This window comes from Streptomyces sp. NPDC031132, assembly GCF_055570595.1.
Window position 1 is genome coordinate 443,820 of the sequence record NZ_JBVIGX010000001.1, and the last position, 25,798, is coordinate 469,617.

A 25,798-nucleotide genomic window follows, 5' to 3' on the forward strand; every position below is an offset into this window, starting at 1 on the left:
CCAGTGCATTAGGTTAGGCTGCCCTAACTATAGGGCTCAAGGGAGGGGTGGTCGCACATGGGAGGCGTCGGCAAGGGCTGGGAGGGCGTGGTCCTGCGGCTTCTGCGGGGCAAGGACTTCACGTTCACGGTCACGGGCGCGCAGGACGTCACGGAGCACTACCGTCGCGTGCACGTGACGGACGGCGGACTGCTCGCGGCGGCCGGCGAGTCGCTCCACCCGACGATGTGGGTGCGGCTGTGGTTCGAGAGCGCGGGCAAGCCGCACACACGGGCGTTCACCCTGGTCGACCCGGACCCGGAGGCGGGCACGTTCAGCCTGGAGTTCGCGCTCCACGAAGGCGCCGCAAGTGCCTGGGCGCGGGACGCCAAGCCCGGCGACACCATCGAGGCCACCGTCCAGGGGACCGGTTTCACCGCCCCGGCGCCCGAGCCCGAGCGGCTGCTGGTGATCGGCGACCCGGCCTCGGTCCCGGCGATCAACTCCCTGCTGGACGCCTACCCGCAGACCCCGGCGACGATCTGGCTGGAGACGCAGCACGCGTCGGACGCCGACCTGCCGGTACGGCTGGACCCGGCCCGGCACGAGATCAGGCGGGTCGAGCGCACGGGCTCGGCACTGGTGGAGCAGGTGAAGGCGGAGCTCCCGGAGCTCGTCGCGGACCCGGTGTCGGCGTACGTCTGGCTGGCCTGCGACACGGTGACGACGCGGACGCTGACGGCGTACCTGCGCAAGGAACTGGCCCTGCCGAAGCAGCGCGTGAACGGTCTGGGCTACTGGCGGGCCGCCTGACGGGCCTGCGGGCCTGATGGTCTGCGGGCCTGATGGCCGGGCGGGCCGATGGGCGGGCGGCCCGACGCGGCTCGCCGGCGCGTCAGGCTCCGGTGGCGCCGTCGATGGCCTCGCGCAGGAAGTCGGCGTGGCCGTTGTGGCGGGCGTACTCGTGGATCAGGTGGAGCATGACGAGGCGCAGCGAGGCCTCCTGCTTCCAGCCGGCCACGTACGCCGTCACGTCGAGGGACTCGGCGGCCGCCTCGATGCGGCGGGCGTGCGCGACCTCCGCCTCCCATGCGGTGAACGCCTCCTCGCGGGTGGCGCCGGAGGCGTCGTAGGCGGCCTGGAAGTCGTGGGTGCCGGACCAGAGGTGGGGGAGCTCCTCGCCGTTCAGGGTGCGGCGGAACCAGTGCCGCTCGACCTCGCCCATGTGCCGGACCAGGCCCAGCAGGGAGAGGGTGGACGGCGGCGACGAGGGGCGCCGCAGCTCCTCGTCGGTGAGGCCCTCGCACTTCCAGGCGAGGGTGGCCCGGTGGTAGTCGAGGTACGCGCGCAGGGTCGCGCGCTCGTCGCCGGTCAGCGGCGGTCCGATGCGTTCCATGGGGTGATCCTGCCCGGAAGGACCCGGGGGCGGAAGGCCTGTGGGCGGGCTCCGGGCGGGGCGGCTACGCGGGCCCGTTCCAGACGTACGGCACCGTCGTGCCCAGGCGTGTGAAGCCGAGGCGTTCCAGGATCGGGCGGCTGTCGTCCGACGCGTCCACCTGGAGGTGGCGGATGCCGCGCTCCGCTGCGACACGGGCCCGGTGGGCGACCAGAAGGCGGTAGATGCCCCGGCCCCGCCACTCCGGGAGGGTGCCGCCGCCCCAGAGGCCCGCGAAGGAGGAGCCCGGGCGCATCTCCATGCGGGCCGCGCTGACCGGGGTGTCCCCGGCCATCGCCACCACCGCCGCGATGGTCTCCGGCTCCTCCTCCAGCAGGGTGAGCAGCAGGTGCCGGATCCTGGGGCGCTCCGTTCCGAAGGCCTTCGCGTGGACGTCCATCATCAGGTCGACGCCCGCCTCGTCCGTCACCACCCGCAGGGTGATCCCCTCCGGCGGCTGCACCGGCAGTGCGGCGAGCTCGTCGACCCGCCCCACCAGCAGGGTCTCGGCCGGCTCCGGCACGAAGCCCGCCGCGCGCAGCCGCTCCCCGAGATCGGCCGGGCGGTCGTGGTCGTACAGCTTCCACTCGAAGTCGCCGGCCCCGCGCCCCGCGAAGTACGCCACCTGCGCCGCGATCTCCGCGTCCGCCGTCTCCTCGTCGAGGTCCGACCAGAGCACGCCGTTCCACCCCGGCCCGGGCGCGGTCTGCCGTACCACCGCCCCGGCCCGTTCCACCCTGGCCTCCGCGGCGTCCGGCAGTGCATCGCGGCGCATCTCCCGGTCGTACCGGGCCCGTACCTTCAGCAGTTCGTCAGAATCCATCGTCATCGGCCCAGCTCACCAGCCGTCCGCCCGCCCGCACAACTGCATTAGCCTCACCCCGTGAACGACGACTCCATCTACACCGGCAAGGCCACCCCGGACGCCGCCACCGACCGCGGCTGGCTCCTCGGCCACTTCAAGGACCCCGCCGATCCCCGCCACAGCAAGGACGTGGAGATCAAGTGGGGAGTCCACCCGAAGGGCGACGAGCGGGCCCAGTGGGTGCGGGGCGAGGAGCGCACCGCGCTGCTGGTGCTGATCAGCGGGTGCTTCCGGCTGGAGTTCCCCGGCCGGACCGTCGTCCTCGCCGAGCAGGGGGACTACGTCGTCTGGGGCCGCGGAGTCGACCACTCCTGGTACGCGGAGGAGGACGCGGTGGTCCTCACCGTGCGGTGGCCCTCGGTCCCGGGCTACCGGGCCGACGAGCCGGACGGCCCGTCGAGCGGATGACCTTGGTCCCGCACCGCCCCACGCCCCTGTGACGATGCACACGAAAGGGGCCAACGATCACGAAACGCTGAGATCGTGGCGGTGTATATCTTCTCGGCCGATTCCCGGGGCGATCCCCCGGGCCGCCGGCCGTCACGAGTTCCAGTGTCTTTGCGTCGGGCAGCTCCCGGTGAAGATCTGAACCACCAGGGAGCACGTCCGTTGGCAGCGATCGCACGGTGGTGCCTGCGGCACCGGCTTTTGGCCGTTCTCCTGTGGCTGCTGGCGCTCGGCGGCACCGCCGCCGCCGCAGGCACCGCCGGATCGGCGTTCTCCAACGACTACGAGGTCCCCGGCACCGAGTCCAGTCGCGCCCATGCCCTCCTCCGGGCCGGCTTCCACGGCCACGGCGGTGACACCGACACCATCGTGTGGCGGGCCCCGGAGCATCAGAGCGTCCGTACGCCCGACGTCGAGCAGCGCATGACCGAGGCCCTCGACGCCATCGCCGCACTCCCCGGGGTCGGTTCGGTCGCCGGCCCCTACGGCGCCGGGCCCGAGAACGCCGCGCAGATCAGCCCCGACGGACGCACCGCCTATGCCGTGGTGACGTTCGACCAGCAGGCCGACTCCGTACCCAAGGCACAGGCCGAGGCCGTCGTCGACGCCGCGAAGAACCCCGCCACCGAAGCGGACGGCCTCCAGGTCGAGCTCGGCGGTCGGGCGATCGCCCTGACCGAGGCGCCCACCGCGCACGTCGCCGAGGTGATCGGCGTGGCCGTCGCGGCCCTGGTCCTCTTCCTCGCCTTCGGCTCGCTCGCCGCGAGCCTGCTGCCCATCGCGACCGCCCTGGTCAGCGTCGGCACCGCATACTTCGGCATCACGCTCCTCGGGCACGCCATGCCCGTCGCCGACTTCGCCCCGATGCTCGGCACCCTCGTCGGACTCGGCGTGGGCATCGACTACGCGCTGTTCATCGTGACCCGGCACCGCAAGGGCCTCATGCGCGGCCTGCCCGTCGAGGAGGCGGCCGGGCGGGCCGTCGCCACCACCGGCCGGGCCGTCGTCTTCGCCGGGGCCACCGTCTGCATCGCACTGCTCGGCATGCTGGTGCTGCGGTTGAACTTCCTGAACGGCGTCGCGATAGCCGCCTCCCTCACGGTGGTGCTGACGGTCGGCGCCTCGGTCACGCTGCTGCCCGCCCTCCTCTCGTACATCGGCATGCGCGCCCTCTCGCGCCGCGAGCGCCGCAGGCTCGCGGCCGAGGGTCCGCGGCCCGAGACGCCCACCGGGTTCGCCGCCCGCTGGTCGGCCTTCGTGGAACGGCACCCCAAGCTGCTCGGCGGCGTCGCCGCGCTGGTCATGGTGGTGCTGGCGCTGCCCACCTTCTCCCTCCACCTGGGCACCTCCGACCAGGGCAACAACCCGGCCGGCTCCACCACCCGGCAGGCCTACGACCTGCTCGCCGACGGTTTCGGGCCAGGAATGAACGGCCCGCTCACCGTCGTCTCCCGCCTCGAGGGCGCCGGGGACCGGCTCGCCGTCGACCACCTGGCCGAGGCGCTGCGGACGACCGAGGGCGTCGCCGCCGCCGGCCCGGCCGTCTTCAACCGGAGCGGGGACACGGCCGTCGTGACCGTCGTACCGGACTCCGCCCCGCAGTCCCGGGCCACGAGCGAGCTGGTCACGAAGCTGCGCGAGGACGTCATCCCGGGCGCCGGGCACGGCAACACCATGGACGTCCACGTCGGCGGTGTGACCGCGGGCTACGACGACTTCGCCGACGTCATCGTCGGGAAACTGCCGCTGTTCGTCGGGGTGGTGATCGCCCTCGGCTGCCTCCTGCTCTTGCTGGCCTTCCGCTCCCTCGGCATTCCGCTCAAGGCGGCCGCCATGAACGTCGCGGCCGTCGCCTCCTCCTTCGGCGTCGTCGTCGCGATCTTCCAGTGGGGCTGGGGCAGCGAGCTGCTGGGCCTGGGCAGCGCCGGCCCGATCGAGCCTTTCCTGCCGGTGATCATGGTGTCCGTCCTCTTCGGACTGTCCATGGACTACCAGGTGTTCCTGGTCAGCCGGATGTACGAGGAGTGGCTGGAGACGGGCGACAACCGGCGGGCCGTGCGCGTCGGCCTCGCCGAGACCAGCCGGGTGATCAACTCTGCGGCGGTCATCATGATCTCCGTCTTCCTGGCCTTCGTGCTCAGCGGCGACCGGATCATCGCGATGTTCGGCATCGCGCTCGCCGCGGCCGTCGCACTCGACGCCTTCGTGCTGCGCACCCTCCTCGTCCCGGCGCTGATGCACCTGCTCGGCGGCGCCAACTGGTGGCTGCCCGCCTGGCTGGACCGCCGACTGCCCAAGATCAGCATCGAGCCCCCCGAGCGCCGTTCGCATGCGACACTTCCCGCGCAGCGCCCCGGTGCCGACCCCGCCACGAGCGAGGACGGGGCCGAGCCCGCCACAGCATCCCGGTGATCCGGCAACCCGCCGTATGAGACCCAAGGAAGAAGCCGCATGTTCTCGATAGACCTCGCCGACGACGCCCAGCTGATTCCGCTGGAGGTGTGGCACGCCGAGGAGTTCCTGGCGCACATGGACCGCGGCCGGGAGTTCATCGGCGAGCACATCGTCCTGGCCGACTACGTCACCGACCTCGACTCGGCGCGCGGCTTCCTCTCCACGTACGGCCAGAAGACGGCCGCCGACGGAGGGCGGATCTACGGCATCCGGGTCGGCGGCACCCTCGTCGGCGGGGTCCTGTTCCGGACCTTCGACGCCGGGTCGGGCAACTGCGAGGTCGGCTGCTGGCTGGAGCCGACGGCGGCCGGCCGGGGCCTGGTGACCAAGGCCTGCCGCGTCCTGATCGACTGGGCCTTCCACGAGCGCGGCATGCACCGCGCCGAATGGCACGCCTCCTCCGCCAACAAGAAGAGCCTCGCCGTCGCGGAGCGGCTCGGGATGACCCGCGAAGGCGTCCTGCGCGAGGCCTACCCGTACCGCGGCGTCCGCCAGAACACCGAGATCTGGGCCGTCCTCGCCCACGAGTGGCCGCCGGCCCCCACGGCCTGACACCACCCGCCGCGGCCCCGGTGCGGGGCCCGCGGCCGGCCCTGCCCGACCGCGTCGGCGCATTCTCAGAAACCTCTCAGACAAGCCGCCTACGGTGCCCCGCATGGACACCACGAAGACCGCCGACCCGACCGCTCCCGACGCGGACACCGCCGAGCCCCAGGTCGCCGAGGCCGCCGAGGCCAAGGCCGACCTCAAGGACGCCCCCGCCGCCGAGGCCACCGAGCCCGCCCTCTCCGACGAGGAGTTCGAGGACGCGCTCGACGGCGAGCTCGACGACACCGAGAAGGCGTCCGACGGCGTCGGCGCCGCGGCCTCCGCCGTCGTCGCGGCCGGTCTCGGGCTCGTCGCCCTCAGCGGCAGCTGGGTCTCGCGCGTCATAGCCGAGCGCCAGACCCTCGTGGGCCAGATCGAGTCGGTCAACGCCGCCACCACCGAGGCGAAGATCCAGGCCCTGTACGGCGACGCCTGGCACATGACCGCCCTCGTCAACGGCGTCCTGTCCACCCTCGCCCTCCTCCTCGCCGTCTTCGTGCTGGCCCGCCCCGCCTTCGGCGCCCCCGGCCGCACCCTCCCGACCTGGGTCCGCGCCGTCTCCTGGGCCGCCGTCGCGCTCGGCGCCCTGGGCGTCCTGCTCTTCGGCCTCATGTACTTCGACATCCTGGCTCCCCTCCCGAAGGCCGCCTAGGACCTCCGCGCGCTCGCCTAGGACCCCCTCCTAGGCACTCCCGGTCCGCCCCGGGGTCCTTCGGCCGAGGCCTAAGGACCCCCGCCCCGTACAGATGCGGCATGCGCCCGATGTGCGGACACCACCTGGGGCGCGAATCTTGGATCACACCGAACGAGGTGCCGAGAAATGCAGACCAGGGAGCACGAGATGTTCGAGTACGAGATCGCCACCGCCCGCCGCGCCGACCTCATCCGCGAGGCCGACGCGTACCGCCGGGTCCAGGAGGCCAAGGAGGCGCACCGCGCCTCTTCTCGCAGCCAGGAACCCGAAGGGCCGGTGAGCGGGCAGCGCAGCCGCTTCACCCGCGCCGCGTAGCCCGCGCCGCGAAACGCGTGGACCGGCACGTGATGAGGAGCGCACCGATAACGAGTGCCGTCGGGTCGGGATCCTGTGCGATGCTCGGCGACGTGGAGACCAGATCTGTCAGCCCGGTGTTCGTCGGCCGAGCCGACGAACTGGCCGTACTCACCGACGCATTGGCGCGCGCCGCCGGCCAGGAGCCGCAGGCGATGCTCATCGGGGGCGAGGCCGGAGTCGGAAAGACCCGCCTCACCGAGGAGTTCCTCTCCGAAGCGGCCCGCCGTGGTGCGGTCGTGGCCGTCGGAGGCTGTGTGGAGATCGGGGCGGAGGGCCTTCCCTTCGCCCCGTTTTCGACGGCCCTGCGCACCCTGCACCGCCAGCTCCCGGGGGAGTTGGCGGCCGCGGCCGCCGGGCAGGAGGACGAACTCGCCCGGATCCTTCCCGAACTCGGCGACACCCCCCGCGGCCCGCACGACGAGGAGAGCACCGCCCGGCTCTTCGAACTGACGGCCCGGATGCTGGAGCGGCTCGCCGCCGACCGCACCGTCGTCCTCGTCCTGGAGGACCTGCACTGGGCGGACACCTCCACCCGGCACCTGCTCTCCTACCTCTTCCGCACCCTCGGCGCCGGCCGGCTCGTCGTCGTCGCCACCTACCGGGCCGACGACGTGCACCGCCGCCACCCGCTGCGCCCGCTGCTCGCCGAACTGGACCGGCTCCGCACCGTCCAGCGCATCGAACTGCCCCGCTTCAACCGGGCCGAAGTGCGCCGCCAGCTCGCCGGCATCCTCGCCGCGCAGCCCGACGAGGCCTTCGTCGACTCCGTCTTCGACCGCTCCGACGGCAACGCCTTCTTCGTCGAGGAACTCGCCGCCTGCAGGGAGAGCGGCTGCCGCACCGGACTCACCGAGTCCCTGCGCGACCTGCTGCTCGTCCGCGTCGAGGTGCTGCCGGACGCCGCCCAGCGGGTGGTGCGCATCGTCGCCGAGGGCGGCTCCACCGTGGAGTACCCGCTGCTGCGCGCCGTCGCCGGACTGACGGAGGACGAGCTGATCGAGGCCCTGCGCGCCGCCGTCGGCGCCAACATCCTCCTCGCCACCCCCGACGGGGACGGCTACCGCTTCCGGCACTCGCTGGTCCGCGAGGCCGTCAGCGACGACCTGCTGCCCGGCGAGCGCGCCCGCGTCAACCGCCGCTACGCCGAGGCCATGGAGGCCGACGGCTCGCTGATCCGCGCCGAGGAGCGGGTCATCCGGCTGGCCAGCTACTGGTACTGCGCCAACGACCCGGCCAAGGCGCTGCCCGCCGTACTCGCCGCCTCGGTCGCCGCCCGCCGCCGGCACGCGTACTCCGAACAGCTGCGGCTGCTGGAGCGGGCGCTGGACCTGTGGGAGAGCGCGCCGGAAGAGGTGCGCGAGACGCTGCGCCCGGTGGACTACACCGATGTGTACCCGCCGTGCGGCTGCGACCCGGCCACCACCCCGCTGCAGCGGCTCGACCTGCTGGCCGAGGCGACCGTCGCCGCCCGCTTCGGCGGCGAGCGCGAACACGCCCTGAAGATCACCAAGACGGCGCTGCGGCTGCTGGAGGAGGACCAGGACCCGCTGCGCGCCGCCTGGTTCTGGACCGAGCGCTCCCGGCTCGTCGCCAGCCTGGCCCGCGGCGACGGCTGGGAGGAGCTCGCCAAGGCCCAGGAGCTCGTCAAGGGGCTGCCCCCGTCCCAGGTGCACGCCGAGGTCCTGGTCAGGGCCGCGGGCTGGGGCATGCTCCACAACCCCGGACCGGGCAACATCGAGGCCGCGGAACGAGCCGTCGCCTACGCACGGATGCTCGGGGCCGAGGAGATCGAGCTCAACGCCCGTATCACCGTGGGCTGCCTGCTCACCGACTCCGGCGAAGCCGAGCGCGGCCTCGCCGAGATGCAGGCGGTCCGGGAGCGGGCCACGGAACTGGGGCTCGTCATGCTGGCAGGACGTGCGCATATCAACCTCACCTCTCAGCTGGAAAGCAGGGGCCGGTCCCACGAAGCCGTGGAAGTGGCCGAACAAGGGGTCGAACTCGTCAAGAAGTCACGGCTGCTGGACACCGAGGCCTGGCTCAGCGGAAACATGGCGGAGAGCCTGTACAACCTCGGCCGCTGGGACGAGGCCGCCGAAGCCGCCCGGCGCGCCCTGAGCGTCGGCCAGAGCGCGGCCCCGCGCGGCTCCGCCTCCGCACGGCTGTCCTACCTGGCCCTGGCGCGCGGCGAAATGACCGAGGCGACCGGCCGGCTCGCCGCCGCCCACGCCCACTTCGGCACCCACGACAGCCAGCCCCAGCACCGCATACCGCTCTACCGCCTCGCGGTCGGCGTGGCCGCGGGGGAGGGCCGGATAGCCGACGTCCGCGCGGAGATCGCCGAAGCGGTCGCCCACGGCTTCCCCCTCGGCCACCACCGCTACGCCTGGCCGCTGTTGCTCGCCGCCGCCTCCGCCGAGGCGGACGCCCGGGGCCTCCCGGTCGCCGATGCCGGCCGCGAAGCCGCCCTGGACGTGCTCGGCCGCGCCGCCCGCGCCCTGGCCACCCCCGTGCCGGTGTGGGCCGCCCACGCCGAGTTCTTCCGCGCCGAGCTGCTGCGCGCCGAGGACCGGGACACCGCCGCAGACTGGACCGCCGTCGAGCAGGCCGTCCGCCCGCTGGAGCGCCCGTACCTGCTGGCCCGTGCCCGCCACCGGCTCGCCGAGGCCCTGCTGGCCTCCGGCGGCTGCCGCGAGACCGCCGCCGTCCTGCTCCGCGAGGCCTACGCCACCGCGGACCGGCTCGGCTCCCGCAGACTCCGCGAGGACCTGGCCCTGCTCGCCCAGCGCGCCCGGCTCCCGCTCACCGAAGCCGACACACCCCCGGCCCTGCCCGCACCGGACACCGACCCCGTCGAGGCCCTGGGCCTGACCAGCCGCGAGCGCGACGTACTGCGCCTGGTCGCGGCGGGCAACAGCAACCGTCAGATCGCCGAGGAGCTCTTCATCTCCCCGAAGACGGCCAGCGTGCACGTCTCGAACATCCTGGCCAAGCTGGGCGTCGCCGGCCGCGGCGAAGCGGCCGCCCTCGCCCACCGGTTGCGGCTGTTCGCGCCGCTCACTCCTGTGGGGGCTTCTCAGCCGGGCGTATGAGCACCTTGCCGGAGTCGAGGTCTATCGGGCCGCGTCCCGGATCGCCGTCGTTCACGTCGGTCCGGGACAGCTCCAGCCGTTTCTTCTCCTCGTCCGTGTGCTTGCGCCCCGGGTTGAACAGCTCCTCGATCATGTTGAACACCGCGCCCACCGTGCCTTTCGCCCCCCGCCGGGGAGCCGTCGGTTACCGCACCGTCAGTGTCAGGATCCTGTCGTCGCCCGCCTCCGGCGATCCGCGCCCGTCCGTCTCGCTCGTGACCAGCAGCAATCTGTCCCCGCCGAGAGCGATCACCGTGCGCAGCCGGCCGTACTTCCCCGTCAGGAAGGCCTCCGGCTCGGCCACCGGAGCGGCCCCGGCCAGCGGGATCCGCCACAGCCGCTCGCCCTTCAGCCCGGCCATCCACACCGAGCCCTCGGCCCAGGCGATCCCGCTCGGCGAGGCCTCGTCGGTCTTCCACACGGCCACCGGATCACGCAGGCCGGGCTTGCCCGCCTTCCCCTCGGCCTCCGGCCAGCCGTAGTTCGCGCCGGGCTCGATCAGGTTCAGCTCGTCCCAGGTGTTCTGGCCGAACTCGGCCGCCCACAGCCGCTTGTCCTTGTCCCAGGCCAGGCCCTGCACATTGCGGTGCCCGTAGGAATAGACGACGGAGTCGGCCTCCGGATTCCCGTGCACCGGCTGCCCGTCCGGCGTCATCCGCAGGATCTTGCCGCCCAGCGACTTCTTGTCCTGCGCGAGCCCGGTGTCACCGGTCTCGCCCGTCCCCGCGTAGAGCATCTTGTCCGGGCCGAAGGCGATCCGGCCGCCGTTGTGGACCAGGCCCTTCGGGATGCCCCGGAACACCGTGTCCGGTGCGCCCAGTTGCTGGCCGGCGTCCCTCTGCTCGTCGTAGCGCATCCGGGCGATGCGGTTGTCGGACTCCGTCGTGAAGTACGCGTACACCATGCGGTCCGAGGCGAACGCGGGCGACAGTGCGAGCCCCAGCAGCCCGCCCTCCCCGCCCGGGGCCACCCCGGGCACCTTGCCGATCGGGGTCACCTTGCCCGTGGCCGCCGCGACCCTGCTGATCGTCCCCTTGTCCCGCGAGGCGACCAGCAGGTCCCCGCCGGGCAGCGGGGCCACACCCCACGGCGACTCCAGGTCCTTGGCGATCTCGCCCGCCACCGTCACGGAGCCCTTGGCCGGCGGCGGGGCGGCCTCCGAGGGGCCGGACGGGGAGCCTGCGGCGCCGGACCCCGATGCGGCGGGTGCCGCGCCGGGTGGTGACGTGCCCGGCTTGGCGGCGGGGGCGCCCGCCGGTGCGCAGCCCGCCGCCAGCAGAGCCCCGCACCCCGCCAGGGCGAAGGCCGCCAGCACTCCACGGGTCCGGGGCCGCGGGCCCTCGTACAGCTTGTGCGCCTGTCCGTATCGCATCGTCCTGCTCCCCTCCGGTCCTGCGATCGTGCCTTTCATCTGTCTCAACAGCTGCGGCAGTTCCCGAAGTTCCACCACTCGTACACCCGATCGAGTGGTTGTCCCGGAGCCGGCCACGGCCCCGGAACCGGCCACGGCCCCGGACCCGGGCCCTCGCTCAGTCCCAGGCTCCCACCGCCGCCGGCAGGGCCGCGATCTCGGCCAGGTCCCCGGCCGTCAGCCGCACCTGCGCCGCCCCCGCGTTCTCCGCCGCCCAGTGCGCCCGGTCGGCCCCCGGCACCGGCACCACCTGCGGCCCCTGCGCCAGCACCCACGCCAGCGCCACCTGCGCCGCCGTCACCTGCGGCCCGTGCCGCCGGGCCACCCGCCGCAGCCCCGCCACCAGCACCTGGTTCGCCGCCATCGACTCCGCCGTGAACCGTGGATGCCGCGCCCGTACGTCCTCCCACTCGAAGCCCTCGCCCGGCCTGAGCGTCCCGGTCAGGAACCCGCTGCCCAGAGGCATCGCCGCCAAGAACCCCACCCCGCGCGCCGCACACCACGGCAGCAGCTGCCGCGCCGCCTCCGGGGACCACACCGACAGCTCCGCCTGCACCGCGCTCACCGGGAACACCTGCTGGACCCGCTCCAGGTGCCCCAACGTCACCCGGTACGCCCGGTCCCCGCGCCGCCCCGCCCCCGGCCCTGCACCCGCGCCCAGCGCGCAGAACCCGAGCGCGCGCACCTTCCCCGCAGCCACCAGCTCCGCCATCGCCCCCCAGGTCTCCTCCACGGGGACGTCCGGATCCACCCGGTGCAGCTGGTAGAGGTCTATGACGTCCGTGCGCAGCCGCCGCAGCGAGGCGTCGCAGGCCCGCCGCATGTAACCGGGCCGCCCGTCCGCCACCACGTGCTGCTCGCCCGCCCGCAGCCCCACTTTGGCGGACACGAACGCCTCCGCCCGGCGCTCCCGCAGCACCCGCCCCAGCAGCAGCTCATTGGTGAACGGCCCGTACAGGTCGGCGGTGTCCAGCAGGTTCGCCCCCAGGTCCAGCGCGGTGTGCACCGTGGCCAGCGACTCCTCGCCGCGGCGCCGCGCGGGCGCGTACGCCCAACTCATCGGCATGCACCCGAGCCCGACGGCGCCCACCGCCAGCGCCCCCGCCCCGATCGACCTGCGCTCCACCCGTGCGTCCCCCTCCCGGTCCGGCAAACAAACTAACGGCTTGATCAGGATCCTTTGGCCTTGGCATAGCCTCGTGATCATGACTGCAAAGACAGCGGACGTCTGGCTCCCGTTCCCCGCCGAGGAGATCGAGGGCCTCCCCGACGCCTTCAGCTACCGCCACTGGGACGGTGAGGACACCTTCCCGGCCGACCCCGCCGCCTGCGTCTTCTACGTCACCCCGTACATGAAGTCCGCCGAGGTCACCCTGCGCCCGCTGGCCGGCATGCCGGACCTCGAGGTCGTACAGACGCTGACCGCGGGCATCGACCACGTCCTGGGCGGCCTCGACCTCCTGCATCCCGGCGTAAGGCTGTGCAACGCGCGCGGCGTCCACGAGGCGAGCACCGCCGAGCTGGCGCTCACCCTCACCCTCGCCTCCCTGCGCGGCATCCCCGGCATGGTCCGCGGCCAGGACCGCGAGGAGTGGCGCGGCGGCTTCTACGACGCCCTCGCCGACAAGTCCGTGCTGATCGTCGGGTACGGATCGATCGGCGCGGCCATCGAGGACCGGCTCGCGCCCTTCGAGTGCGCGCGGGTCACACGCGTCGCACGCTCGGCGCGCACCACCCCGCGCGGGCCGGTGCACGCGCACGCCGACCTGCCCCGGCTGCTCCCCGAGGCCGACGTGGTCATCCTCTCCACGCCGCTGACCGACGCGACGCGGGGCCTGGCCGACGCCGCCTTCCTCGCCCGGATGCAGGACGGCGCCCTGCTGGTGAACGTGGCGCGCGGCCCCGTCGCCGACACCGGCGCCCTGCTGGCGGAGCTGGAGTCGGGCCGGCTGCGCGCGGCCCTCGACGTCACCGACCCGGAACCGCTGCCCGCCGGCCACGCGCTCTGGCATGCTCCGAATGTCCTGATCACGCCTCACGTCGGCGGCAGCAGCACGGCGTTCGCGCCACGGGCCAAGCGTCTGGTGGCCCGCCAGCTGCACCGGTTCGCCGCCGGGGAGCCCGTCGAGAACACGGTCCTGATCACCGGGTGACGCGCTGTGCGCACACTCCGCATCCGTCCGGACGCGCACAGTGGCCACAACTCCCCGCGTGGTAACGGAGAGTAGACCATCTATGTCCCTGAGTGACGAAAGTGGTGTATCGTCCGGAACAAGGGGCTGCAGCGCGTTCGTCTGGCGCTGGGGAGTGATCGGACACTTTGGGGGGCGACGGGCGATGTACGGCCAATGGACGAAAGATCCGATGCGGCACAGCCGCCGGAGGCGACGCGGCCGAGACTGGGCTGCGCCGGAACCAGCCGGCGAGGGGGCCCGGTGAGTGCCCCGGGGGCGGCGCTGCTGACCAGGCAGCCCGTCCCGGGCGGCGGTGGCAGGAGCCTGGCGATGCAGCTGCTCCTCGCCGTGATCAGCGGCGGGTACGCCGTCGGTGCCGCCCTCGGCTGGGGCTCCGAGGAACTCGCCGAGATCATGGGCGACTTCGGGCTCAGCGCCGCCGCGTTACTCGCCGCCGTCTCCTGCTACACGTACGCACGGGTGATCGACAGCCGCGAGCGCCCGGCCTGGCTGCTCTTCGCGTTCTCCTCCCTCATGGGTGCCTGCGGCAACGCCGTCTGGGGCTGGTACGAGGTGGTCCTCGGCGAGGCCGTTCCGAAGCCCTCGGTCGCCGACTTCGCCTTCCTCTGCTTCGCACCGCCCGCCATCGTGGGCCTGCTCGTCCTCGCCAAACGCCCGGTCACCCGCGCCGGCTGGGTCTGCCTCGGGCTCGACTCCTGGCTCATCGGCGGCTCCCTGCTCACCCTCTCCTGGAGCCTGGCCCTCGCGCACGCGGCGCGCACCGCCCAGACCGGGGCTCCCGGCAGCGTCCCGCGCGCCGCGCTCTCGCTCGCCTACCCGCTGCTGGACATCGCGCTCGTCTCCATGGTGCTGGTCCTGCACTTCCGGCGCTCCGAGGTCAACCGCTCGGCCGTCAACACCGCCATCGCGGCCCTGGCCCTGACCGTGCTCAGCGACGCCCTGTTCACCTCGCCGCTGCTGAGCGCCGAATACCAGTCCGGCCAGCTGCTCGACGCCGGATGGTTCGCCGGCTCGCTGCTGCTCGCGTACGCACCCTGGGGGGCCCGGCGCGTCCACCCGGAGCCGGGGACGCCGGGGCTCCCGCGCGCCGACCGCCCGGTCAGCCGCCCCATCACCGGATCGCTGCCCGCCCTCACGCCGTACCTCGCGGCGGCCGTCTGCACGCTGGGCATCCTGTACAACGTCGTCGACGGCCGGAAGGTCGACCGGGTGGTCGTCTTCACGGGCTGCACGGTCGTGCTCGCCCTCGTCATCCGGCAGGGCATCATGCTCATCGACAACATCGCGCTGACGCAGGAACTGGCCCAGAAGGAGAACCACTTCCGCTCCCTGGTCCAGGGCTCCAGCGACGTCATCATGATCGCCGCGCCCACCGGGACCCTGCGCTACGTCAGCCCCGCGGCGGCCGGGGTCTACGGGCGCGAGGCCGAGGAGCTCGTCGGCACCGAGCTCGCGACCCTGATCCACCCGCACGACCTGGGCCGGGTGGTCCACGAGGTGCGCCGCTTTCTCGCCGCACCGCCCACCGAGGAGCCGACCACCCGCATCGAATGCCGCTTCAAGTCGGGCAGCGGCGAATGGCTCAACGTGGAGTCGACGGTCAACCGCCACCAGGGCGGCCTCATCCTCAACAGCCGGGACGTCACCGAGCGGGTCCGCCTCCAGGCGCAGCTCCAGCACAGCGCCGAGCACGATCCGCTGACCGACCTGCCCAACCGGGCGCTGTTCACCCGCCGGGTCCGCCAGGCCCTGACCGGACGGCGCGCGGGGGACCACAGCACCGCCGTGCTGTTCATCGACCTCGACGGCTTCAAGGCGGTCAACGACACCATCGGCCACCAGGCCGGGGACGAGCTGCTCATCGAGGCCGCGCGCCGACTCCAGGACTCGGTGCGCGCCGGCGACACCGCGGCCCGGCTCGGCGGCGACGAGTTCGCGGCGCTGATCCTGGGCGACGGCAGCCGCGACCGCAGTGCCCGCGAGTACCAGGTGCACGAGATCGCGGACCGGCTGCGCACCACCCTGTCCCAGCCGTACCGGATCGCCGGCAGCGAGGTCCGGGTCGCCGCCAGCATCGGCGTGGCCTTCGCCGACCCCGGCATCACCCCTTCGGACCTGATGCGCAATGCGGATCTCGCGATGTACCGCGCCAAGGCGGGCGGCAAGGACCGGGTCGAGCTCTACGCGCCCCAGATGCAGGCCGAGATCGTACGGAAGGCGGAGCTCGCCGGGCGGCTGCGCACCGCGCTGCACGACGGGGACTTCGCCCTGCTGCACCAGCCCGTGGTCTCGCTGGCGACCGGCGAGGTCACGGCCGTGGCGGCGCAGGCCCGCTGGCGCTCGGCCCAGGGGATCCTGTTCACCCCGGCGGAATTCCTCCGGGTGGCCGAGTACAGCGAGGGCGCGGCGGCAGGGCCGGACGGTCGCGGCGGGCTGCCCGGGGGCACGCCCGTCCGGGCCGCCGAGCTGGGGCGCTGGCTGCTGGAGGAGGCCGTGGGACAGGCCGCCGAGCGGCACCGGATCGGGCACGACGTACCGGTGGCCGTCCGGATGAGCGCGCAGCGGCTGCTGGACCTGGGACCGGCGGCAGCCGGGGGAGCCGTGCCGCTCGGCTCCGTGGAGGCCCTGCTGAACCGGCACGGGCTGCCGTCCGGGGCCCTGGTGATCGAACTGGCCGACAGCGACCCCAGGGTCCCCTTCGACGAGCTGGAGCGGCGCCTGGCGGCCCTGCGCCGGCTCGGGGTCCTGATCGCCCTGGACGGCTTCGGCAGCGGCTACGCGGCCATCAGCGCCCTGCGCCGGCTCCCCGTGGACATCTTGAAGCTGGACAGAGGGCTGGTCGAGGGGGTGGTCGAGTCCGCCCGACTCCACAAGATCACCGCTGGTTTGTTGCGCATTGCAAATGATTTGGGCATGCAGTCGGTGGCCGACGGGGTGGACCTCCCCGAGCAGGTCATGGCACTGCGCGCGATGGGCTGCACACACGGCCAGGGAGCGGCCTTTTCCGGCCCGCTCGACGAGTACAGGCTGCGCCGCGCGCTCGTGCGCGGTACGTTCCCAGTACCGGGCGGGGCAGCCCAGCCCGCCCTGGCCGGTGGTTCGTCCGGGGGCTCGATGGCCATCCGCAGAGGCTCACATAATGAGACGCCCGTCCCACCCGCTTGACATCCCCCTCCCGCCGGAGGGAGGGTCAGTGCCATGCGCACCCGAATTCTCGTACTTGGAAAGCGCGTCGGCTGAAGCTGGGACCTGCATGTCCCCGCTCCGTACTCCCGACGCGCTCCCCTCGCTTGCCTCCTGGCACGAGGGGTTTTTTGTTGCACTGGCACGCCTTCGAATCCTCGTAAAACCCTCAGCCTCGAGAAGAGAATGCCGATGACCGAGCAGGCCACCGGGGCCCACCATCCGCAGCCGCGGCCCCGTTCCGGCGGACACCAGCCCGCCGCAGTTGAGCACGTCACGGGTGCGCAGTCCCTCATCCGCTCTCTCGAAGAGGTGGGGTGCGACACCGTCTTCGGTATCCCGGGCGGGGCCATCCTCCCGGCGTACGACCCGATGATGGACAGCACCAAGGTGCGCCACATCCTGGTCCGCCACGAGCAGGGCGCCGGCCACGCTGCGACCGGCTATGCGCAGGCCACCGGCAAGGTGGGTGTCTGCATGGCCACCTCCGGCCCGGGTGCCACCAACCTGGTCACCCCGATCGCCGACGCGCACATGGACTCCGTGCCGCTCGTCGCGATCACCGGCCAGGTCTCCTCCAAGGCGATCGGCACCGACGCCTTCCAGGAGGCGGACATCGTCGGCATCACGATGCCGATCACCAAGCACAACTTCCTGGTCACCAAGGCCGAGGACATCCCGCGGACGATCGCCGAGGCCTTCCACATCGCCTCCACCGGCCGTCCCGGCCCGGTCCTGGTCGACATCGCCAAGGACGCCCTGCAGGCGAAGACCACCTTCACGTGGCCGCCCTCGCAGGACCTCCCGGGCTACCGGCCGGTCACCAAGCCGCACGCCAAGCAGATCCGCGAGGCCGCCAAGCTCATCTGCCAGGCCAAGCGCCCCGTCCTGTACGTCGGCGGCGGCATCATGAAGTCCGGCGCGACCGCCGAACTGAAGGTCCTGGCCGAGCTGACCGGCGTCCCCGTCACCACCACGCTGATGGCGCTGGGCTCCTTCCCCGACAGCCACCCGCTGCACGTGGGCATGCCGGGCATGCACGGTGCGGTCACCGCCGTCACCGCCCTGCAGAAGTCGGACCTGCTGATCGCGCTCGGCACCCGCTTCGACGACCGCGTCACCGGCAAGCTGGACAGCTTCGCCCCGTTCGCCAAGGTCATCCACGCGGACATCGACCCGGCCGAGATCGGTAAGAACCGCGAGGTCGACGTCCCGATCGTCGGTGACGCCCGCGAGGTCATCGCCGACCTGATCCAGGCGGTCCAGGCCGAGCACACCGAGGGCAACGCCGGGGACTACTCCGCTTGGTGGAAGGACCTCAGCCGCTGGCGCGAGACCTACCCGCTGGGCTACGAGACCCCCGCGGACGGCATGCTCTCGCCGCAGCAGGTCATCCAGCGCATCGGCGAACTCGCGCCCGAGCACACCATCTACGCGGCCGGCGTCGGCCAGCACCAGATGTGGGCCTCGCACTTCGTCAACTACGAGGAGCCCCGCACCTGGCTGAACTCCGGCGGCGCCGGAACCATGGGCTACGCGGTCCCGGCCGCGATGGGCGCCAAGGTCGGCATGCCGGACCGCACGGTCTGGGCGATCGACGGTGACGGCTGCTTCCAGATGACCAATCAGGAACTGGTCACCTGCGCGCTGAACAACATCCCGATCAAGGTCGCGATCATCAACAACGGTGCGCTGGGCATGGTCCGCCAGTGGCAGACCCTGTTCTACAACCAGCGGTACTCCAACACCGTCCTGCACGCGGACGAGACGGGCCACGGCACCGTCGGCTCCCAGCTCGGCGAGTCCACCGCCCCCCGCAAGGGCACCCGCGTCCCGGACTTCGTCAAGCTGTCCGAGGCCATGGGCTGCGTGGCGCTGCGCTGCGAGGACCCGGCCGACCTGGACAAGGTCATCGCCGAGGCCAACGCGATCAACGACCGTACCGTCGTGATCGACTTCATCGTCCACGAGGACGCCATGGTGTGGCCGATGGTCGCCGCCGGCACCTCCAACGACGAGGTCATGGCAGCCCGGGGCGTCCGTCCCGACTTCGGCGACAACGAAGACGACTGAGCCGAGAGAGCCTGAGAGAGAGAACGACTCACATGTCCAAGCACACGCTCTCCGTCCTGGTCGAGAACACGCCCGGCATCCTCGCCCGGATCGCCGCGCTGTTCTCCCGCCGCGGGTTCAACATCGACTCCCTCGCGGTCGGCGTCACCGAGCACCCCGACATCTCGCGCATCACCATCGTCGTGAACGTCGAGGACCTCCCGCTGGAGCAGGTGACCAAGCAGCTGAACAAGCTGGTCAACGTGCTCAAGATCGTCGAGCTGGAGCCGCACAACGCCATCGAACGCGAACTCGTTCTGGTGAAGGTCCGGGCCGACAACGAGACCCGGTCCCAGATCATCGAGATCGTCCAGCTGTTCCGCGCCAAGACGGTCGACGTCTCCCCGGAGGCCGTCACCATCGAGGCCACCGGCGGTACCGACAAGCTCGGCGCGATGCTCAAGATGCTGGAGCCGTTCGGCATCAAGGAGCTCGTGCAGTCCGGCACGATCGCCATAGGGCGCGGCGGCCGGTCCATCACGGACCGCAGCCTGCGCGCGCTCGACCGCAGCGCCTGAGCAACACCCTGACGTCGCGTTGCCTCTCGCATCGCGAGACCAGGAAACTTCCTCCCCGTTCCCCGCCGTACGGTGGGAGCAACACCAGCGCACCAAGGAGATATCCCAGTGGCCGAGCTGTTCTACGAGAACGACGCCGACCTGTCCATCATCCAGGGCCGCAAGGTCGCGGTCATCGGCTACGGCAGCCAGGGCCACGCCCACGCGCTGTCGCTGCGTGACTCCGGCGTCGACGTCGTCGTCGGCCTGAAGGAGGGCTCGAAGTCCAAGGCCAAGGCCGAGGAGCAGGGTCTGAAGGTCGTCTCCGTGTCGGAGGCCGCCGCGTGGGCCAACGTGATCATGATCCTGACCCCGGACCCGCTGCAGGCCGAGATCTACGAGGAGTCCATCAAGGAGCACCTCGAGGAGGGCGACGCGCTCTTCTTCGGCCACGGCTTCAACGTCCGCTACGGCTTCATCAAGCCCCCGGCCAACGTGGACGTCGCCCTGGTCGCCCCGAAGGGCCCGGGCCACCTGGTCCGCCGCCAGTACGAGGAAGGCCGCGGCGTGCCCTGCATCGCCGCCGTCGAGCAGGACTTCTCGGGCAGCGCCTTCGCCCTCGCGCTCTCGTACGCGGCCGGCATCGGCGGCACCCGCGCCGGCGTCATCAAGACCACCTTCACCGAGGAGACCGAGACCGACCTGTTCGGTGAGCAGGCCGTCCTCTGCGGTGGCGCCTCCGCCCTGGTCAAGGCCGGTTTCGAGACCCTGACCGAGGCCGGCTACCAGCCGGAGATCGCGTACTTCGAGTGCCTGCACGAGCTGAAGCTCATCGTGGACCTCATGTACGAGGGCGGCCTGGAGAAGATGCGCTGGTCGGTCTCCGAGACCGCCGAGTGGGGCGACTACATCACCGGCCCCCGCATCATCACGGACGCCACCAAGGCCGAGATGAAGCAGATCCTCGCCGAGATCCAGAGCGGCGAGTTCGCCAACACCTGGATGGCCGAGTACAAGGCCGGCCTGCCGAAGTACAACGAGTACAAGAAGGCCGACGAGGCCCACCTGCTCGAGACCACCGGCAAGAAGCTGCGCAAGCTGATGAGCTGGGTCGACAGCGACGAGAGCTGATCCCGCAGCCGCGGGGGCCGGGGCGGCGCACCGTCCCGGCCCCGCGGTGCACCACCGGTTCGGCGGAATGCGGTCCTTCTCCGGTGCGGGTTGTCCACCCCGGCCAACCCCGGACGGGTGATCCTTCCGTACAGGCGGAATTCCGGCAACGATCCGCCACTACACTGCTCAACACAACGCGTCAGGCCCACAGTGTCGTGCGTCTTCCACGCGGCTACCCCCTCCACCGCCTGCGGCCGTCGGGACGGCCGTCCGCACTGGACTTGTGAGGACCCACGTGAGCTCGAAACCTGTCGTACTCATCGCCGAAGAGCTGTCGCCCGCCACGGTGGACGCGCTCGGCCCGGACTTCGAGATCCGGCACGTCAACGGAGCCGACCGCGCGGAACTGCTCCCCGCGATCGTGGACGTCGACGCCATCCTCGTCCGCTCCGCGACCAAGGTCGACGCGGAGGCCATCGCCGCCGCCAAGAAGCTGAAGGTCGTCGCCCGCGCCGGTGTCGGCCTCGACAACGTCGACGTCTCCTCGGCCACCAAGGCCGGCGTGATGGTCGTGAACGCCCCGACCTCCAACATCGTGACCGCCGCCGAGCTCGCCTGCGGCCTGCTCGTCGCGACGGCCCGCAACATTCCGCAGGCCAACACCGCCCTGAAGAACGGCGAGTGGAAGCGGAACAAGTACACCGGCGTCGAGCTCAGCGAGAAGACCCTCGGCGTCGTCGGCCTCGGCCGCATCGGCGTCCTGGTCGCCCAGCGCATGTCGGCCTTCGGCATGAAGATCGTCGCGTACGACCCCTACGTACAGCCCGCGCGCGCCGCCCAGATGGGCGTCAAGATGCTGACGCTGGACGAGCTCCTCGAGGTCGCCGACTTCATCACCGTGCACCTGCCGAAGACCCCCGAGACCCTCGGTCTCATCGGGGACGAGGCCCTGCACAAGGTCAAGCCGTCCGTCCGCATCGTCAACGCCGCGCGCGGCGGGATCGTGGACGAGGCCGCGCTGTACTCGGCCATCAAGGAGGGCCGCGTCGCCGGCGCCGGCCTCGACGTGTACGCGAAGGAGCCCTGCACGGACTCCCCGCTCTTCGAGCTCGACCAGGTCGTCTGCACCCCGCACCTCGGCGCGTCCACGGACGAGGCCCAGGAGAAGGCCGGCATCTCGGTCGCCAAGTCGGTGCGCCTCGCGCTCGCCGGCGAGCTCGTGCCGGACGCGGTCAACGTCCAGGGCGGCGTCATCGCCGAGGACGTCCGTCCGGGCCTGCCGCTCGCCGAGAAGCTCGGCCGCATCTTCACCGCCCTCGCGGGCGAGGTCGCGGTCCGCCTCGACGTCGAGGTCTGCGGCGAGATCACCCAGCACGACGTCAAGGTGCTGGAACTCTCCGCCCTCAAGGGTGTCTTCGAGGACGTCGTCGACGAGACGGTCTCCTACGTCAACGCCCCGCTGTTCGCGCAGGAGCGCGGTGTCGAGGTGCGCCTGACCACCAGCTCGGAGTCCCCGGACCACCGCAACGTGGTGACCGTGCGCGGCACCCTGTCGGACGGCCAGGAGGTCTCGGTCTCCGGCACCCTCGCCGGCCCGAAGCACCTGCAGAAGATCGTCGGCATCGGCGAGTACGACGTGGACCTGGCGCTCGCCGAGCAGATGCTCGTGCTGCGCTACACCGACCGCCCGGGCGTGGTCGGCACCGTCGGCCGCATCCTCGGCGAGGCCGGCCTGAACATCGCGGGCATGCAGGTCGCCCGCGCCGAGGAGGGCGGCGAGGCACTCGGCGTCCTCACGGTCGACGCCGAGGTCCCGGTGAACGTCCTCGCGGAGATCGCCGCCGAGATCGGCGCCGTCTCGGCGCGCACGGTCAGCCTCGGCTGAACCTCGTGGCGGGCGGCTGCCGCCGGTGGCCGCGCAAGCAACTGACGAAGGGCCCGGGGAGTTTTCCAGGGGTCGTTGCAACACGTGATCACCGACGTGTGGTGGCGAGCAGTTCAGACAGGCGCTCGGCTGGGGTTTCCCAGCCGAGCGTCTTGCGTGGGCGGCTGTTGAGTTCGGCAGCGACTGCGTCGAGGTGGTCCCGGGTGTGGCCGGACAGGCTGCTGCCCTAGAGACTGCCCGATTCGCGGCCAGCGTACGGGCCCCAATCTCTCGCCCCATGGCAGCTCCAGCCCAAAGCCGCTCCCGCCGACCTCATCTGGCCCGTGTGCGATCGTCACGCCTCCCAGGTACGTTGAGCCGTCAGCCAAGGGAGAACGCTCGCTAGGAAGTCGCCCCGCAACGCGTGGCTGCGGGGCGACGATCCACTTTCGCAACGGGCCCTAGTGGGGTTTAGTCGACCGTCTGCCCGTCGTACATACCGCCCCTGCAGGTCGGGAGCACGGGCGTCGACCGATCGATCGTTCCGCCGTTGTCCGTGCACTCACCCGGGGTGACGCTGGCCGGGGTGACGCTGGCCGGGGTGACGCTGTCGGCGGTGGCGGTGGCGGCGCCTGTGAGGCCGAGTCCGGCGAGGGTTGCCGTGGCGAAGACCGCGGCGAGGATTCGTCGAATGCGCATGTGGTTCGCCTTTCACAGATTGCCTCGGTTGGGGCACTAGCCAGCTTGATCTTCACCCATGTGGGTGGCACGTCATGTTGGGCCATTCGGGTGACGGTGTTGTCGGGTGCGGGGTCGGTGACGCGACCCGTCAGAGCGGATGGAAGCCCGTGCCACATCCGTGCCAGAAAGAGCCGATCCCAGCGGTCAAGAGCAGTCAAGCGCGTCGCCTCGCGATCAATCACCAGAGGCCGTTTGCGCTGGTCAGCGCCAACCCCCTCCGTGACGGCCCGGTGATTCCCAAGCTCAGAGCGCGGGTTCGATTCCCATCACCCGCTCCACGGCGAAGGCCCAGCTCATCGGCGAATCCCTGGGCCCTTCGCCGTGTTCCGCCGCTGCTCCGTCCGGCCGTACGGGGCTCAGCCCGCGAGGGGCGCGGCCTGCTAGGCGGGCTGCTCGGCGGCCTTCTCTGCGGGCTGCCCGGCCGCAGCCGGGGCGGGGGCGCCGAGCCCTCGCGTCAGGACCACCGCGAGGACGCCGCCGGCGAGCAGCAGGACCGCACCGCCCCAGGCCGCGTACTGCATGCCGTGGACGAAGGCCTCGCGGGCCAGGGCCAGGACCTGCTCGCCGGCCGTACCGCCGAGCCGGTGGGCGGTGGCGACGGCGCCGCCCAGGGTCTCCCGTACGGCGGGCTCCGCCCCCGGCAGATCGGAGCGGTAGACGGCGGTGCCGAGGCTGCCCAGGACGGCCATGCCCAGCGCCCCGCCGAACTCCGACCCGGTCTCCAGCAGGGAGGCGGCCGAACCGGCCTTCTCGGCAGGGGCCGAGGCGAGGGCCATGTCGGAGACCAGGGACATCACGGTGACGAGACCGGAGGCCAGCACGCCTGCGCCGGTCAGCAGCAGCCACAGCGAGTCACTGCCGACCAGGCTGATCAGGGCGAACCCGGCGGCGGCGAGGAAGAAGCCGCCGGCGATGACGTACGCCCGGTCGGTCTTCTGGGCCAGCGCCGCGCTGACGGGGGCGGCGGCGCCGATGACGAGCGAGGGGGCGAGGCTCCACAGGGCGGCTTCCAGCGTGCCCATGCCGAGCACCGACTGCAGGTACTGGGTGGTGAAGTAGGCCGAGCCCATCATGGCGAAGGCGGCGATGGTGTTGAGGGCGATCCCCGCGCCGAATCCGCGGCCGCGGAAGAGGGCCCGGGCGACCATGGCGTCGTCGCGGCTGCGCTGGCGGCGGACGAAGACGAACCCGAAGGCCAGGCCCACGGCCACGGAGAGCGCGTAGAGCGGTGTGACGCCCTCGGCGGCGATCTCCTTGAGGCCGTACACGACCGGGAGCACGGCGGCCGTCGACAGCGGGACGCTCAGCAGGTCGAAGCGGCCGGGGGCCGGGTCCTTGAACTCGGGGACCAGCATGGGGACGAGGATCAGCAGGAGCAGCATCGCGGGCACGTTGATCAGGAAGACCGAACCCCACCAGAAGTGGTTCAGCATCACGCCGCTCAGCACGGAGCCGAGGGCGATGCCGCCGGTCATGGCCCCGGACCAGATGGCGATGGCCTGGCCGCGCTGCCTGGCGTCCTGGAAGAGGTTGCGTACGAGCGCCAGCGTGGAGGGCATCAGGGTCGCGCCGCCGATGCCGAGCAGGACGCGGGCCGCGATCAGCATCTCGGCGCTGGTGGCGTAGGCGGCGCCGACCGAGGCGAGCCCGAAGGCGGCCGCCCCCGTCAGCAGCAGCTTGCGGCGGCCGATCCGGTCACCGAGCGAACCCATGGTGATGAGCAGCCCCGCGAGGGCGAAGGCGTAGCTGTCGAAGATCCAGAGCTGCTGGGTGGCGCTCGGGTCGAGCTCCTGGGTGATGGCCGGGATGGCGAAGTAGAGGACGGAGACGTCCATGGAGACCAGGAGCAGCGGCAGCAGGAGGACGGTGAAGGCGGTCCATTCCCGGCGGCCGGCGAGACGTGCTGCGGAGTTCGTCATGAGCAGCAATGTACAAGCGTCATAAACGCTTGTCTAGTACGAGCGTATGGAACTGTTGTCTATGACGGTTGTCTTGATACGGTGAGGGCATGGGACACCGTGAAGATCTGCTCGAAGGCGCCAAGAAGTGCCTGGTCGAGAAGGGTTTCGTGCGGACGACCGCGCGCGACATCGTCAACGCCTCCGGGGCGAACCTGGCGTCGATCGGCTACCACTACGGCTCGAAGGACGCCCTGCTGACGCAGGCTTACGTCGAACTCGCGCAGGAGTGGGGCGACTCCTTCTCGCCGGAGGTCACCGGCGAGGGAGGTTCGCTGGAACGCTTCCGCTCCGTATGGGACGGCGTGATCGGCCGTCAGGAGGAGTCGGCTCCGATGTGGGCGGCCAGTATGGAGGTCGCGCTCAGCCGAGACCGGCTGCCGGAGCTGCGGGCGATGCTGGCGGCCTCGCAGGGCGAGGGCCGCCGGGGGCTCATCGCGTTGATCACCGGCATCCCCGAGGAAGACCTCGACGAGCGGGACGAGCGGACGCTCGGCGGGCTGTACGAGGCCCTGCTGACCGGAGTGATGGCGCAATGGCTGTTCAACCCGGAAGGCGCCGTCACCGCCGAGGAGTTGACGGAGGGCATGCGGCGCACGGCGGAGATGATGAGGAAGGGCGAGGGCGGCGACGCGGCCTGACCCGCGGCTGACGGCGAGGGCGGCGACGCGGCCCGATCCGCGGCTGGGCCTTCGGGCTGTCGGGCCTTCGGCCACAGGCGTCCCGCCGGTCGGTCGGATCCCTCGGGCGGGTGCGCCGGCAGGCTCCGTCCGG

At 71.9% G+C, this 25,798-nt stretch carries 21 protein-coding genes; 14 read left to right on the plus strand and 7 right to left on the minus strand.

Annotation, left to right across the window (positions count from 1 at the left end):
• Positions 1-57: 57 nt before the first annotated feature.
• The gene (locus ACZ49B_RS02005; RefSeq protein WP_468299514.1) at positions 58-792 is read left to right on the plus strand and encodes a siderophore-interacting protein; all 735 of its coding nucleotides are present in this window, start codon (positions 58-60) and stop codon (positions 790-792) included.
• A gap of 82 nt (positions 793-874) precedes the next feature.
• Here ACZ49B_RS02005 and ACZ49B_RS02010 read toward each other — a convergent pair whose 3' ends face one another.
• Together ACZ49B_RS02010 and ACZ49B_RS02015 are read right to left on the minus strand one after the other, a co-directional pair.
• Entirely contained in the window at positions 875-1,375 is a 501-nt protein-coding gene (locus ACZ49B_RS02010) for a DinB family protein (protein ID WP_468299516.1), read from the minus strand.
• 64 nt (positions 1,376-1,439) lie between these two features.
• On the minus strand, positions 1,440-2,237 hold the full coding sequence (locus tag ACZ49B_RS02015; RefSeq protein ID WP_468299863.1) for a GNAT family N-acetyltransferase: 798 nt from the start codon (positions 2,235-2,237) through the stop codon (positions 1,440-1,442).
• Positions 2,238-2,297: 60 nt separating this feature from the next.
• On the opposite strand from ACZ49B_RS02015, the gene ACZ49B_RS02020 reads away from it, so the two are divergent.
• From ACZ49B_RS02020 to ACZ49B_RS02045, 6 genes are all read left to right on the plus strand, one after another.
• Entirely contained in the window at positions 2,298-2,687 is a 390-nt protein-coding gene (locus ACZ49B_RS02020) for a cupin domain-containing protein (protein WP_468299518.1), read from the plus strand.
• 201 nt (positions 2,688-2,888) lie between these two features.
• Positions 2,889-5,138 carry an MMPL family transporter gene (locus tag ACZ49B_RS02025; RefSeq protein ID WP_468299520.1) on the plus strand — a complete coding sequence of 750 codons (2,250 nt, stop codon included), beginning with the start codon at positions 2,889-2,891 and terminating at the stop codon, positions 5,136-5,138.
• 39 nt (positions 5,139-5,177) lie between these two features.
• On the plus strand, positions 5,178-5,732 hold the full coding sequence (locus ACZ49B_RS02030) for a GNAT family N-acetyltransferase (RefSeq protein ID WP_468299522.1): 555 nt from the start codon (positions 5,178-5,180) through the stop codon (positions 5,730-5,732).
• Between the two features lie 103 nt (positions 5,733-5,835).
• Entirely contained in the window at positions 5,836-6,420 is a 585-nt protein-coding gene (locus tag ACZ49B_RS02035; protein ID WP_468299524.1) for a hypothetical protein, read from the plus strand.
• A gap of 168 nt (positions 6,421-6,588) precedes the next feature.
• A complete protein-coding gene (locus ACZ49B_RS02040) occupies positions 6,589-6,777 on the plus strand; it encodes a hypothetical protein (RefSeq protein ID WP_468299526.1) in 189 nt (62 codons plus the stop codon).
• An 80-nt stretch (positions 6,778-6,857) separates the two neighbouring features.
• Positions 6,858-9,911 (plus strand): helix-turn-helix transcriptional regulator, encoded by a 3,054-nt coding sequence (locus tag ACZ49B_RS02045; RefSeq protein ID WP_468299528.1) that lies wholly within the window; start codon positions 6,858-6,860, stop codon positions 9,909-9,911.
• On the opposite strand, the gene ACZ49B_RS02050 is transcribed toward ACZ49B_RS02045, so the two are convergent.
• The 3 genes from ACZ49B_RS02050 to ACZ49B_RS02060 form a co-directional block, all read right to left on the minus strand.
• A complete protein-coding gene (locus tag ACZ49B_RS02050) occupies positions 9,877-10,053 on the minus strand; it encodes a DUF6191 domain-containing protein (RefSeq protein WP_468299530.1) in 177 nt (58 codons plus the stop codon). The genes ACZ49B_RS02045 and ACZ49B_RS02050 overlap by 35 nt on opposite strands.
• 42 nt (positions 10,054-10,095) lie before the next feature.
• A complete protein-coding gene (locus ACZ49B_RS02055) occupies positions 10,096-11,322 on the minus strand; it encodes a PQQ-dependent sugar dehydrogenase (protein WP_468299532.1) in 1,227 nt (408 codons plus the stop codon).
• Between the two features lie 157 nt (positions 11,323-11,479).
• Complete coding sequence (locus ACZ49B_RS02060; RefSeq protein ID WP_468299534.1) at positions 11,480-12,487, minus strand: aldo/keto reductase; 1,008 nt, start codon at positions 12,485-12,487, stop codon at positions 11,480-11,482.
• Between the two features lie 79 nt (positions 12,488-12,566).
• Between ACZ49B_RS02060 and ACZ49B_RS02065 the strand changes: the two genes are divergently transcribed.
• From ACZ49B_RS02065 to serA, 6 genes are all read left to right on the plus strand, one after another.
• Positions 12,567-13,514, plus strand: coding sequence for a 2-hydroxyacid dehydrogenase (locus ACZ49B_RS02065; protein WP_468299536.1), 948 nt, complete (start codon positions 12,567-12,569; stop codon positions 13,512-13,514).
• Positions 13,515-13,865: 351 nt separating this feature from the next.
• A complete protein-coding gene (locus tag ACZ49B_RS02070; RefSeq protein ID WP_468299865.1) occupies positions 13,866-16,721 on the plus strand; it encodes a putative bifunctional diguanylate cyclase/phosphodiesterase in 2,856 nt (951 codons plus the stop codon).
• Between the two features lie 204 nt (positions 16,722-16,925).
• Positions 16,926-18,812, plus strand: a complete 1,887-nt coding sequence (locus ACZ49B_RS02075) for an acetolactate synthase large subunit (protein ID WP_468299538.1) — start codon at positions 16,926-16,928, stop codon at positions 18,810-18,812.
• A 32-nt stretch (positions 18,813-18,844) separates the two neighbouring features.
• Positions 18,845-19,369 carry an acetolactate synthase small subunit gene (ilvN, locus tag ACZ49B_RS02080; protein WP_053789039.1) on the plus strand — a complete coding sequence of 175 codons (525 nt, stop codon included), beginning with the start codon at positions 18,845-18,847 and terminating at the stop codon, positions 19,367-19,369.
• Positions 19,370-19,477: 108 nt separating this feature from the next.
• Positions 19,478-20,479 carry a ketol-acid reductoisomerase gene (gene ilvC / locus ACZ49B_RS02085; protein ID WP_266625143.1) on the plus strand — a complete coding sequence of 334 codons (1,002 nt, stop codon included), beginning with the start codon at positions 19,478-19,480 and terminating at the stop codon, positions 20,477-20,479.
• Between the two features lie 277 nt (positions 20,480-20,756).
• Positions 20,757-22,346 (plus strand): phosphoglycerate dehydrogenase, encoded by a 1,590-nt coding sequence (gene serA, locus ACZ49B_RS02090; protein WP_468299540.1) that lies wholly within the window; start codon positions 20,757-20,759, stop codon positions 22,344-22,346.
• A 450-nt stretch (positions 22,347-22,796) separates the two neighbouring features.
• Here the strand turns inward: serA and ACZ49B_RS02095 are convergent, their stop codons facing one another.
• Entirely contained in the window at positions 22,797-23,024 is a 228-nt protein-coding gene (locus tag ACZ49B_RS02095) for a hypothetical protein (protein WP_468299542.1), read from the minus strand.
• Between the two features lie 422 nt (positions 23,025-23,446).
• Positions 23,447-24,985, minus strand: a complete 1,539-nt coding sequence (locus ACZ49B_RS02100) for an MFS transporter (protein WP_468299544.1) — start codon at positions 24,983-24,985, stop codon at positions 23,447-23,449.
• Positions 24,986-25,074: 89 nt separating this feature from the next.
• Between ACZ49B_RS02100 and ACZ49B_RS02105 the strand changes: the two genes are divergently transcribed.
• A complete protein-coding gene (locus ACZ49B_RS02105; protein WP_468299546.1) occupies positions 25,075-25,665 on the plus strand; it encodes a TetR/AcrR family transcriptional regulator in 591 nt (196 codons plus the stop codon).
• Positions 25,666-25,798: the final 133 nt, after the last annotated feature.

Bases quoted from the DNA above. Each gene is read 5' to 3' on its own strand.
- ACZ49B_RS02105 (WP_468299546.1), top strand. From the start codon at position 25,075: ATGGGACACCGTGAAGATCTGCTCGAAGGCGCCAAGAAGTGCCTGGTC.
- ACZ49B_RS02045 (WP_468299528.1), top strand. From the start codon at position 6,858: ATGCTCGGCGACGTGGAGACCAGATCTGTCAGCCCGGTGTTCGTCGGC.
- ACZ49B_RS02070 (WP_468299865.1), top strand. From the start codon at position 13,866: ATGCAGCTGCTCCTCGCCGTGATCAGCGGCGGGTACGCCGTCGGTGCC.
- ACZ49B_RS02100 (WP_468299544.1), bottom strand. From the start codon at position 24,985: ATGACGAACTCCGCAGCACGTCTCGCCGGCCGCCGGGAATGGACCGCC.
- ACZ49B_RS02075 (WP_468299538.1), top strand. From the start codon at position 16,926: ATGCCGATGACCGAGCAGGCCACCGGGGCCCACCATCCGCAGCCGCGG.
- ACZ49B_RS02005 (WP_468299514.1), top strand. From the start codon at position 58: ATGGGAGGCGTCGGCAAGGGCTGGGAGGGCGTGGTCCTGCGGCTTCTG.
- ACZ49B_RS02030 (WP_468299522.1), top strand. From the start codon at position 5,178: ATGTTCTCGATAGACCTCGCCGACGACGCCCAGCTGATTCCGCTGGAG.
- ilvN (WP_053789039.1), top strand. From the start codon at position 18,845: ATGTCCAAGCACACGCTCTCCGTCCTGGTCGAGAACACGCCCGGCATC.
- ACZ49B_RS02065 (WP_468299536.1), top strand. From the start codon at position 12,567: ATGACTGCAAAGACAGCGGACGTCTGGCTCCCGTTCCCCGCCGAGGAG.
- ACZ49B_RS02095 (WP_468299542.1), bottom strand. From the start codon at position 23,024: ATGCGCATTCGACGAATCCTCGCCGCGGTCTTCGCCACGGCAACCCTC.
- ACZ49B_RS02040 (WP_468299526.1), top strand. From the start codon at position 6,589: ATGCAGACCAGGGAGCACGAGATGTTCGAGTACGAGATCGCCACCGCC.
- ACZ49B_RS02055 (WP_468299532.1), bottom strand. From the start codon at position 11,322: ATGCGATACGGACAGGCGCACAAGCTGTACGAGGGCCCGCGGCCCCGG.
- ACZ49B_RS02010 (WP_468299516.1), bottom strand. From the start codon at position 1,375: ATGGAACGCATCGGACCGCCGCTGACCGGCGACGAGCGCGCGACCCTG.
- ACZ49B_RS02015 (WP_468299863.1), bottom strand. From the start codon at position 2,237: ATGGATTCTGACGAACTGCTGAAGGTACGGGCCCGGTACGACCGGGAG.
- ACZ49B_RS02035 (WP_468299524.1), top strand. From the start codon at position 5,836: ATGGACACCACGAAGACCGCCGACCCGACCGCTCCCGACGCGGACACC.